The 10,535-nt window shown below is 47.0% G+C and carries 10 protein-coding genes; 2 read left to right on the top strand and 8 right to left on the bottom strand.

From position 1 onward, the window contains the following. Positions 1–59 precede the first annotated feature (59 nt). From ACMQ5W_RS11235 to asrA, 5 genes are all read right to left on the bottom strand, one after another. Positions 60–1,079, bottom strand: coding sequence for a 2-hydroxyacid dehydrogenase (locus ACMQ5W_RS11235; protein ID WP_419025243.1), 1,020 nt, complete (start codon positions 1,077–1,079; stop codon positions 60–62). A gap of 13 nt (positions 1,080–1,092) precedes the next feature. Next, positions 1,093–2,274, bottom strand: a complete 1,182-nt coding sequence (locus ACMQ5W_RS11240) for an iron-containing alcohol dehydrogenase (RefSeq protein ID WP_419025244.1) — start codon at positions 2,272–2,274, stop codon at positions 1,093–1,095. Between the two features lie 298 nt (positions 2,275–2,572). Further along, positions 2,573–3,610 carry a sulfite reductase subunit C gene (gene asrC, locus ACMQ5W_RS11245; RefSeq protein WP_148493115.1) on the bottom strand — a complete coding sequence of 346 codons (1,038 nt, stop codon included), beginning with the start codon at positions 3,608–3,610 and terminating at the stop codon, positions 2,573–2,575. A gap of 15 nt (positions 3,611–3,625) precedes the next feature. Then, positions 3,626–4,417: an anaerobic sulfite reductase subunit AsrB gene (asrB, locus tag ACMQ5W_RS11250; protein WP_419025245.1), complete on the bottom strand. Its 792-nt coding sequence runs from the start codon at positions 4,415–4,417 to the stop codon at positions 3,626–3,628. Continuing rightward, on the bottom strand, positions 4,410–5,447 hold the full coding sequence (asrA, locus tag ACMQ5W_RS11255) for an anaerobic sulfite reductase subunit AsrA (protein ID WP_419025246.1): 1,038 nt from the start codon (positions 5,445–5,447) through the stop codon (positions 4,410–4,412). Before asrA ends, asrB begins: the two co-directional genes overlap by 8 nt. A 169-nt stretch (positions 5,448–5,616) precedes the next feature. On the opposite strand from asrA, the gene ACMQ5W_RS11260 reads away from it, so the two are divergent. After that, complete coding sequence (locus ACMQ5W_RS11260; RefSeq protein WP_419025247.1) at positions 5,617–6,507, top strand: LysR family transcriptional regulator; 891 nt, start codon at positions 5,617–5,619, stop codon at positions 6,505–6,507. 62 nt (positions 6,508–6,569) lie between these two features. Here ACMQ5W_RS11260 and ACMQ5W_RS11265 read toward each other — a convergent pair whose 3' ends face one another. From ACMQ5W_RS11265 to ACMQ5W_RS11275, 3 genes are read right to left on the bottom strand one after another with little or no spacing between them, the layout of a single operon-like run. Continuing rightward, complete coding sequence (locus ACMQ5W_RS11265) at positions 6,570–7,409, bottom strand: DUF368 domain-containing protein (RefSeq protein WP_419025248.1); 840 nt, start codon at positions 7,407–7,409, stop codon at positions 6,570–6,572. A gap of 23 nt (positions 7,410–7,432) precedes the next feature. Then, on the bottom strand, positions 7,433–8,092 hold the full coding sequence (locus ACMQ5W_RS11270) for a potassium channel family protein (RefSeq protein WP_419025249.1): 660 nt from the start codon (positions 8,090–8,092) through the stop codon (positions 7,433–7,435). A gap of 13 nt (positions 8,093–8,105) precedes the next feature. Further along, positions 8,106–9,560 carry a TrkH family potassium uptake protein gene (locus ACMQ5W_RS11275; protein WP_419025250.1) on the bottom strand — a complete coding sequence of 485 codons (1,455 nt, stop codon included), beginning with the start codon at positions 9,558–9,560 and terminating at the stop codon, positions 8,106–8,108. 254 nt (positions 9,561–9,814) lie between these two features. On the opposite strand from ACMQ5W_RS11275, the gene ACMQ5W_RS11280 reads away from it, so the two are divergent. After that, a complete protein-coding gene (locus ACMQ5W_RS11280) occupies positions 9,815–10,213 on the top strand; it encodes a hypothetical protein (RefSeq protein WP_419025251.1) in 399 nt (132 codons plus the stop codon). Positions 10,214–10,535 lie beyond the last annotated feature (322 nt).

Genomic DNA, 10,535 nt, shown 5'->3' on the forward strand with positions numbered 1-10,535 from the left:
TCTTTAGAAATATGTTAATAAAAAACAGAGCAAAACTTTATCTCAATTCCGTATTTCTTCTACGATTCGACTTTGCTATTACAGAACCATCCTTCTAACCTGGAATTAGATAAGACTTCCTTATTGACAACAGAAGGCGGCACCTTTCCTTCAGAAATAGCCTTGATCTGCTCCAACGTATGCAGAAACGCTTTTTCGTCTGCTTCGTGGGTATTCCAAGCCATGTGAGGCGTAATGATGACATTTTGATCTGCTAGTCCAATTAATGGATGGGATTTTGCCGGCGGTTCTGTCCCCAATACATCCAGAGCGACTCCCGCTAACTTTCCATTCTTTATGAATGCCGTAATATCTTCTTCTACGATAATGCCGCCTCTCGATACATTGATAAGATATACGCCATTCTTCATCTTTTCCAATGCCGTCTTATCAATCATACCTTTGGTCTCCTCGGTCAATGGGCAATGGATACTGATTACGTCAGCCTGCGCATAAAGTTCTTCTATCTCGACAGATGTAACACCCATGGAGGCTGCTAAATCAGTGTTGATATACTTATCGAAAGCGATTACCTTCATCCCGATACCTGATGCCATTCTCGCAACTTCTCTGCCGATACGCCCAAACCCAACCAAACCCAGGGTCTTTCCTTTTAACTCTATGCCACCTGACTGGTACCGAACGAGCCAGTTATTGTCTGCCACACCGTTCACCGCTTTGGGAACACGACGGACGATAGAAAAGATCAAACTCATTGCAAACTCAGCCACCGCTTCGATACAGAAGTCCGGATTATTTGCAACTGGGATTCCTGCCTTTGTCATCTCTGGTATGTCGACATAATCGGTACCGATAGAAGTGCAGACAATCGCACGAAGGTTCTCCGCTCCTTCGATAAGTTCCCTATTCACAGCAATGTCTACATCTGCCTGCAGAATATCGCAGGTCTTTATCTTCTTACGTATTTCAGCCTCACGGCCAGGACCTTCTGGTTCCGTAACACCTACGACATTTACGATATGTCCGTATCGCCTTTCTTCCGCAAAAATATCCCCATAAGGTTTAAATAATGTGAGCATCTATATCTCCTTTCTAGTACGCTGCTTCCAGAATATCTTCCACATGCTTCCTGGTGATTTTAACAGGATTGATTGCCAGCAGCCGGTACTTCATGGTATCTTCGACAATCTGTGGAAACATCTCCCTCGTCACGCCTACTTCGGAAAGCTTTCTCGGAATGCCTATATCGTTTTCCAGGTTGATAATCGCAGTGACTGCTTTTCTGGCGGCATCCCGCAGAGAAAGTCCCTCTACCTTTTCGCCCAGGCAGACTGCGATATTCTTGAATTTTTCCAGGTTCCCCACATAATTGATTTCCATAGCATAAGGCAAAATCAAAGCGTTGGCCAAACCGTGAGGAACGTGGGCGATGCCGCCGATGGACTGGGCGATGCCGTGGACCACGCTGACGCCACAGTTCAGCAGGGAGGCTCCTGCCAGGAAACTTGCAACCGTCATATTGCCCCTAGCCTCTATATTGCTGCCGTCAGACACAGCCGTCCGCAGATTCTCACCGATTAAGCGCATCGCCTGCAGCGCATAGGCATCGCCGACCAGATTTGCATTGAGTGTGGTATAGGATTCGATTGCATGAGTCAATGCGTCGATTCCAGTCGTCGCCGTCACAAATGCAGGCAGTGAAATCTGCAGCCCCGGATCTAACAGGGCCAGGTCAGGTATCAGATTCTCGTGGGTCACCGACAGCTTCACCTGATTCTCCGTATCGTCAATGACAGACGCTGCCGTGACCTCGGCACCGGTTCCCGCCGTCGTCGGGATGCAGATCAAAGGTACACAAGGATTCGTCACTGTCTTGGAACCGCCAAATAAGTAATCTTTGATGGAACCTTCGTGAGTCTGCAGCATACACACTGCCTTCGCGGTGTCTATGGTACTGCCGCCACCGATTGCGACACAAAGATCACAGCCAACCCGGCGCATCACGCTAGAAACTTCGTCAACCACTTTGACCGGAGGTTCAGGCACGATGTCGGTAAACAGTTCATATTCCATTCCTGCCTTTTCAAAGCTTGCAAAAACTCCCTGCAGCGTGTCATTCTCTAATAAAATCTTATCAGCAATGATAAATACTTTACTGCCTCCCATCTCTCTGGCGAACTGAGCAGTTTTTTCACTGATCCCTGCGCCATAGCGAATTCTGGTAAGCATCCTGAAATAAAAGTCTTTCATATTTGAGCCTATTCCTTTCTGCATAAATTGATCTCGTTCTATTTATGCAATATTGCAAATACTGTGCCATCATTTGTTTTTCGAGAAAAAGCGACAAATTGCCCATTTTCAGGGTATTCAGATTATTCAAACGAGTTTTTCCGATATTTTTTCCCCTTTTTTTGATGCAAAAAATAATCATGATTGCTTTATGCATCGCCAACATGCCTTTCTAATCGGAGAATTAGCTGATTGCAAAACAAAATCCCCTGTGTCTGCATAGGTGCATCCACAGGGGATTTTGCTTTAATTTAAGGTTTATTTAGAAAGGAACAACGTTAATTTATTCTTGCGGGCCGCAAGGTTTGTGCTCTGAAATCGGCATGACGTGCATATTGCCTCTCTGCTCGTTTTCAGCCCAATAGATATCGTCAGCCACTTTGGCTTCCGGATTGAGTTCAACGCCCTCCAGAATATGTTTCATAAATACTTTGTAGCCGGCTCTGTCAATCAGATGACCGCCATGGAGATATTCCGGCTTATAGTCGAGAACCCAAGCCGAGAACTTCTGCCAATTGCCGAACATGCCGAGAACGACCTCCTCTGTTACCCAGTTCATGAACAGTTTTCCTGCTCTCGGATTCTGCTTGCCAGTACGTCCGCCCAAGGTTACCCGGTACAGCTGTTTAGTGCCTCTGCTCCATGCGCCAGTCGGGCAGATCAGGGAACATTCGCCGCAGCCAACACAACAGCAGGTGTCCTTGTCGATCTTATTGTTGGCATTGAGTGAAAGCACACCTGTTGCATGGTGCTTGCAGGCATCTACGCAGGAACCGCAGCCGATGCAGCGATCAATATCATATTCCTGCTTGTGGATGCCGATGACGCCAAAGTCGTTGAAGTTGGCTTTTACGCAGTCGTTGGGACATCCGGCAACTGCCACTTTGATGTGGTAGTGAGATGGAAATACCAGTTTCTCGATCTTTCTCGCTAATTCGTATGTATTGGCGTTGCCCTTGATACAGTGGGCGTTGCCGATGCAGCTCATGATGTTACGAGCGCCGATGGTAGGATAACCGTAATCGCCCACTTCCATATCCACGCCGCACATCTCCACATCTACTTCTTCTATGTAATCTTTGATGAATTTGTTAACTTCATCTATATATTCATATTTGATGCCCGGAATATCCATGTTCTGTCTGGTGCCCATGTGAAAAGTCCCATTGCCCCAGCGCTCACAGATTTCCTGCACCATGCTCAGATGTTTCGCCTGAATCAAAGCACCCGGCACGCGCAGCATCAGCATAAATTCTCCCGGCACCTTGGACTGCCTAAAGCAGTTGATCCGCACCTTTTTTATATCAATATCATGATTCATTACCGCTGCCTCCTTTTAATCTACCAGATATTTTGCCTTGGTGTAATTGAACACAGGGCCGTCCAGACATACATAAGTTTCGTCGATGCGGCAGTGTCCGCACTTGCCCACTGCACAAGACATCTTGCGTTCGAATGACATCCATATCTTTTCTTCTGCCGCGCCGCATTTGACGGCAGCCAGCCCTGTGAACTTCATCATCGGCGGCGGTCCTACGATGACCACCTCGTAGTCATCCCCAAACTCGGCAAAAGGTATCTCCGATATGAAATCAGAAACAAATCCCACACGCCAGCCTTCTTTTGGATCATTGTCCAGGGCATAGATGGTCTTGAAGTGCTTTGCCCAGCGGTCTAAGTCATTCTTAAAGATGAGGCCTTCTTCATTTTTAAATCCGCTGATCAAAGTCACGCTTTTGGCATAGTCTGCCTTATCCGCAAACATATTGAGCATGCTCTTCACCGGCGCAAGTCCCGTACCTCCGGTGATGATCACCAGATTTTTGCCTTTGAACTGCTCTACTGGCCAGCCTTTGCCGTAAGCGCCTCGCAGAAACAAGGTATCTCCTGCTTCTTTTCTAAAGATTTCGTCGGTGACCTTACCCACTGAACGAATGGTGAATTCCAGCCAGCCATCGCTAAAGGAACTGACAGAAATCGGAGCCTCTCCGATCTTTGGTATCGAAAGCTGTAAAAACTGTCCGTGTTCCGGCTTGATATCTGTCTTCACTCTGAACGTGTATTCATGCAGGCTTTCCCTCTTTACACTCAAAATTTCACAAGGAATCGGTTTTACAATGTTATTCATCTCTCTGCCCTCCTTTGATCTCGTCGATGGCTTTTGACATCTTGTTTACTGTCGCTGCAATAGAGATAAACTCCGGGCAGCGGTCGATACAACGTCCGCAGCCGACGCACATATGGTAATCCCCAAAGCGTTCTTTGTAATCGTGGAATTTATGGAGGACTTTGTAACGCATCCGTTCACCGGCAGTATTGCGGAATCCCATACCGCCAGCCATGTCCGCAAATCCGGCTACCTGGCAGGATGCCGTTGTCCGTTTGCGTTCGCCGACATTGGCGTTTTCATTGTACAAAATATCTGTCGTGGTAAAACAGGTGCAGGTGCTGCATGCTACCGTACAGGCTCCACAGGAAACGCAGCGCTTGTCGAATTCCTTCCACATCGGATGTTCCTTCAGTTTCGTGAGGACTTCCTTATCAGGAATCTCTGGAATCTGTACCGTCATCTGATTTTCTTTTATGTATTCAGGCTTAAATTCAGCTTCTTTGCTGCCGTCAAAATAAGGAGCCAGATCTTCGTCAGTCACGTCCAGCAGCACGCCGTCTTCTTCAAAACGAATCGCTGCGCTGTAGTCATCTGCCTTATTGGTTCCCATACTGACACAGAAACAGGTGTCCCAGCCGCTGACGCATTCCATCATGACGATTTTGACTCTGTCTTTCATGCGCTGATAGTACATGTCGGCAAAACCGCCGTTTTCCAGGTAAATCTTTTCCTGATGGTGCAGTGCGTGGATGTCACAAGGCCGCATGAAAACCAGCAGCTTCTTACGTCCCGCCTTACTCTCGATGAATTCGTCCTCTGTGAAATAGAACAGGGACTGTGTGATAGGTGAAAGTACCTCCTTTGCAGGTAAATCGGATTTTTCTTTGTATTCAACTTCCCCTATCTTACAGACTCTGTCGTAACGGATTAAATCCGTCTGTGAATATCTGCCTTTGCCGACAAAACGCTTCGGCGCCCAAATTTCGTAGGCTTCGCCCAGTTTTTCAAAAATCTGGTCTGCCTGATCAAAGCTTATACGGTATCCCATGACCATTCTCCTCCTTCTCTTTTACCTTCTATATATATTTACTATAGCAGGAAAGAATGATAAAAGGAAATGATAATATATTATGCAATTATAAAATTTGCTTATTTATTCGTCGATTGATCTGTGTTATGATAGAAAAAACTGGAGTTTGATAAAGAGGTGACAGATTATGATAGATTTTAGAATCGACACGTTTCTGGCGGTCTGCCAGTACATGAATTATACCAAAGCTGCTGAAGCGCTGAGCATTACCCAGCCGGCCGTCACGCAGCATATCCACTATCTGGAGGAGCATTTTGGGGTCAAACTATTTCAATTTCAGGGAAAGCGTCCTGCTCTGACCGAAGCCGGACGGCTGCTGCTTGGTGCCGCCACCACGTTAAAACACGACGAAATCTATCTCAGAGAAAAACTGCTGGATACCACGAAACGGGGCAAGCTCCTGGCACTGGGAGCGACAAAGACGGTCGGCGCTTATCTGCTTCCCCAGGCCCTGGCCGGCTATTTATCTCACAACCCGGAGGCAGATGTGCACATCACCATGGACAATACGAAAGTCCTTCTCGATGAACTGGATCAAGGAAAAATTGACTGTGCCCTGGTAGAGGGATCCTTTGATAAGGACCAGTACGATTTTCTGCTCTACTCCGTCGAACCTTTTGTCGCAGTGTGCCGATCCGGCTACACCTTTGACCGCAGGCCGGAAACCGTCGAAGATCTCTTACAGGAAAGGCTGATTGTCCGCGAAGCAGGTTCCGGAACCCGCAACATACTCGAGAGTTACCTAAAACGGCATAACCTGGTGGTCGCCGATTTCTCCCATGTCACAGAGATCAACAACGTCACTGCCATCAAAGAACTGGTGAAACAGGGAGCGGGCATTACCTTTCTCTACGGTTTTGCCGTGCAGGAAGAACTGGCGAGCGGTACACTGCAGCAGATCCCGCTGGCCCATTTCTCCCTTTCCCATAATATCACCTTTCTGTGGCGTCACGGCAGTATCTTCCGCGCTTATTACGAGCAGTTATTTGAAGAATTGGGCGGGACACCTCATAAATAGGAATTTTAGATCAATACCTTTTTCCGTTGCAATGCGAATCTGAAAGTTCATTTGTTCTCCTTTCACGACTTTATCTCTTGCCGTGACAACAGGCGGATCAAGCAAAATCCTGCCGCCAGCAGCCCCAGGCACAGAGGCAGCCCCATTCCAACAGGAACTCCCGGAAATACCTCTACGACAGAACCTGCCACAAATCCAAAGATCATCAGATAGGTGGTCTGCGGATACCGCTTCATCGCTCGTTCCAAGGCTTTTGTGGTGAGCACGATACCCAGAAGCACTCCTATTGCCAGCGGTATCAGAATAAACAGGTCAAAATCACTGATTGCTTTCATCGTAATGTCATATTGCCCCATGAGCAAAAGCAGGTAAGAGACGCTGATGCCCGGCAAAACCAATCCAACGGCAGCGACAAAACCCACCGCAGACAAAAGCAAGACTTTCATGACGCCGCTGTCTGCCTCAGCCTGAAAAGTGCCCATGGGCAGTTTGCTAAAGAGCAGGATCAGCAGCACTCCCAGGGAGGTATAAAAAGGCACCTTCCAGGAGAAACGCTCGATCTGCGCCTGCCTCAAGATGACCGGAATCCCTCCAGCCACCGCCCCGAGGAAAAAGTACAGTGTGGGCATAGGATACTTCTCTATTAACACCAGCAGCGGGTTTGCGAAGACCAGCATCCCCGTAATACCGCCCAATGAGAACAACGCCAGAAAAAGAAAGCTCGCTCTCTTATGTTTCATAAAAGAGCTTACCGATGTTACCAGTCTGTCATAGATACCGAGAATCATGGCCATGGTGCCGCCGCTGACGCCCGGTACTAACATCGTGCCTCCGACTATCAAACCTTTCGCTGCTGTCCTTACAAAATGATTCTTCATTCCAAATCCCCCTTCACTTTCCATTTATATGTATCCTCCTCATACTCTCATTCTAAATGACGTTCAAATTCCCATATATTTTCAGTTTTTCCAATTACCACGATAATATCGCCTTCTTTAAAACGATATTCAGGTGATACGGTGATGTTGGTGACATGTTCTTGTTTTATGGCGATGATGTTCAGACCATAGAATTGCTGCAAGTTCATTTCCTGCACACTGCTGCCCGCTGTAGATGCCGACAGCGGTATTTGTTTAATTTCCACTTCGTTATCCAGAGAAATGGAGTCCAGAAAGTTCTGCGATACCAATCGCTTTCCAAGACGCAGGGCCATATCTCGCTCTGGGTAAACCACGTCTGCACCAATTTTTTCAAGTACGGTGCCCTGATCGCTGCTGATTGCCTTCGCAATTACATGCTGCACGCCCAAACTGACAACGTGCAGGGTGGTCAGAATGCTGGTATCGATGTTTTCTCCAATACAGACGATGACTGTATCGCAGTTTTGAATACCGATTTCTTCCAGAGCTTCCTTATTGAGATGATCCGCCACAAATGCATGCTCTGTAAACTGGCGCATCGCCCGAACCTTATCCTCGTTGCAGTCCACTACGATGACTTCTTTCCCTGCTTTCGCCAGGCTCTGTGCCAAGGCAGTGCCAAAACGGCCTAAGCCAATGACCCCAAAAGATTCTATGTTTTTCATTCTCTTTTCTCCTTTAGCCGATTGTAATTGATTCTTCTGTATACCGAACAGTGGGTTCCGGACGGTTCACCCACATCGATGCTAGTGTAAACGCTCCCAACCTGCCGATAAACATGATAAAGACGATAGCTATTTTGCTGGCGGCACTGAGGTCTGGTGTAATGCCTGTTGACAGGCCGACGGTACCGAAAGCCGACCCTGCTTCAAATAAGAGTTGAATGAAGGAGAACTCCGGCTCCAATACGCAGAGCAGAAAAGTTCCGCTGCACACTACTAACAGTGAGAGGAACGTAATGATATAGGCTTTTGAAATACCTGCCTGTGAAATACTGCGTCTGAATGCACTGAAACGAGTCTTTGTCATCAGGCTTTTCACCGACTGCAGCAGAACGAAAAAGGTGCTGGTTTTGATGCCGCCTCCTGTCGATCCTGGCGAAGCGCCTATAAACATCAAGAGGATCAATGTGAAAAGTGCACCATTTGAGAACTCACCTATCGGATACGTGGAAAAGCCTGCTGTTCTTGCCGATACACTGTGAAAGAAAGCACCTAGCCAGCTAATATCTTCTGTCAATTTCAGAAGCAGTGTACCAATCAGCAGCAAAGCACCACTGGCCGAAAGGACTACTTTAGAATGTAAGCAGAGTTTTCGGAAGGATCTGTTCTTTAAAATGTCGAGTATGACCAGAAAGCCCAATCCACCAAAGATGATGAGACCGCAGGTGGTCAGATTCAGTAACACGTTGGATTGATACGGTATCAAATTCTGCATGTTGCCCAAGATGTCAAATCCCGAATTATTGAAAGCGGCAATGGAATGGAATACGCTGATACCCAATGCCTTTAACGGCGGGAAATCCTGCACAAAAACGACAAAGCTCAGCATCGCACCTGCCAGTTCAAAACACAAGGTCATGAGCAGGACCGCTTTCACCAGCCTGATCATCCCCTTAGAACTGTCGATGTTGAATGCTTCCTTTACAATCAGCCGCCCCTTCATGCTCACGCGCTTTCCCGCTGCCAGTATGAAGCCGACACCTACAGATGTGACACCCAGTCCGCCAATCTGAATCAGCAGGGCCACGACAGTTTGACCGAAAGCGGTAAAATGATCGGCCGTATCAATGGCAATGAGACCAGTTACACAGACCGCGCTGGTAGAGGTAAACAGTGCGTTTACGAAGCCGACTTCCATGCCTGGTTTTATGGATACTGGCAAAAGGAGCAGTAAAGTGCCCAGCAGGATTACCGCGGCAAAACTCAAGGCAATCAGCCGCCCAGGAGGCAGCCCTTTGAGAAATCGAAACAGCCCTTTTACAAATCCATGATCTGCCGCTCGTTTCATAGCGGTTTTTCCACAGAAAAAGCACGTCTTAGGCGCAAAAATGCGCAAAACGTGCTGATTATCACATTGATCTGTGTTTGAAAAGTATGTACTTCGGGCAGCGTCTTCTGTGGCGTTGTCCATAATCTTGTGTTCCTCCTCGTGCTTTAATCAGATATTTTGATTTATTATAATAGACGTCTGTTAAATTGACAAGGGGTTACCTGCGGATTTTACAAAATCTTCACACTTGCCCTCAGCAATTCTCATCAACTATAAGCATATGGGAAAAATTTCTCAGTTCCATTTTCAATTGATTTTGCATGACATAGAATTTATGATACAATAATATAGGAATAAGCAATAAAAACCGTGTGGATTAACGAGGAGGAAATATTATGAAAAAGAGAAAAGTATTCGTTTTAGTTCTATCGTTATTGTTATGTATCGGACTTGCAGCATGCGGCGGTGGTGATTCTGATCAAGCAGATGTACCAAAAATTGAAAAAAGTGTTGACGCTGTAGCTGCCGAACTGGGACTCAGTAACAAAGAAGAGAAGGCCTTCGACATGATAGGTGCTGCAGATGGTGCCAGCTATGATGGCAATATTGAACTCTATTTGTACGAAGATCAAGACTCTGATGCATATAAGGCTGTGACCGGCGATGGATACGATTTAGGAATCACTGTTGTAAAAGCTACCGCTCATAACGACGGCATGATCATGGTATACACTGGCGATGGTGAACCTGACAAGGATCTCGTCGATCAATTCAATGCGCTGGCTTTCAAATAATTATAACTGCGTGAATAAAGTGGTTAATTTCTTCGAAAAAGAAGAGATTAACCACTTTTTTGGTTCAGGTTCAAGTCCACTGTTTCTCTCCGTCAAAGTGCAACGGTCTGCCCACTTTCGGACTTGCACGATTTCTTCGAAATCGCCGTGCTGGGTTCCCTTTTCGGTCACCGGCGCACCTTCCGCCTAATCAACTCTCCACCGGAGAGTCGATTTTCACGGCGTAAGCCTATCGGTTCAAGTCCACTGCTTCTCTTCGTCATAACACAATGGTCTGCCCACTTTCGGACTTGCACGATTTCTTCGAAATCGCCGTGCTCGG

The organism is Emergencia sp. (genome assembly GCF_048465375.1).
Lineage (GTDB): Bacteria > Bacillota > Clostridia > Peptostreptococcales > Anaerovoracaceae > Senimuribacter.

Coding starts and splice junctions, on each gene's coding strand:
- ACMQ5W_RS11235 (WP_419025243.1), bottom strand. CDS start 1,079: ATGCTCACATTATTTAAACCTTATGGGGATATTTTTGCGGAAGAAAGG.
- ACMQ5W_RS11240 (WP_419025244.1), bottom strand. CDS start 2,274: ATGCAGAAAGGAATAGGCTCAAATATGAAAGACTTTTATTTCAGGATG.
- asrC (WP_148493115.1), bottom strand. CDS start 3,610: ATGAATCATGATATTGATATAAAAAAGGTGCGGATCAACTGCTTTAGG.
- asrB (WP_419025245.1), bottom strand. CDS start 4,417: ATGAATAACATTGTAAAACCGATTCCTTGTGAAATTTTGAGTGTAAAG.
- asrA (WP_419025246.1), bottom strand. CDS start 5,447: ATGGGATACCGTATAAGCTTTGATCAGGCAGACCAGATTTTTGAAAAA.
- ACMQ5W_RS11260 (WP_419025247.1), top strand. CDS start 5,617: ATGATAGATTTTAGAATCGACACGTTTCTGGCGGTCTGCCAGTACATG.
- ACMQ5W_RS11265 (WP_419025248.1), bottom strand. CDS start 7,409: ATGGAAAGTGAAGGGGGATTTGGAATGAAGAATCATTTTGTAAGGACA.
- ACMQ5W_RS11270 (WP_419025249.1), bottom strand. CDS start 8,092: ATGAAAAACATAGAATCTTTTGGGGTCATTGGCTTAGGCCGTTTTGGC.
- ACMQ5W_RS11275 (WP_419025250.1), bottom strand. CDS start 9,560: ATGGACAACGCCACAGAAGACGCTGCCCGAAGTACATACTTTTCAAAC.
- ACMQ5W_RS11280 (WP_419025251.1), top strand. CDS start 9,815: ATGAAAAAGAGAAAAGTATTCGTTTTAGTTCTATCGTTATTGTTATGT.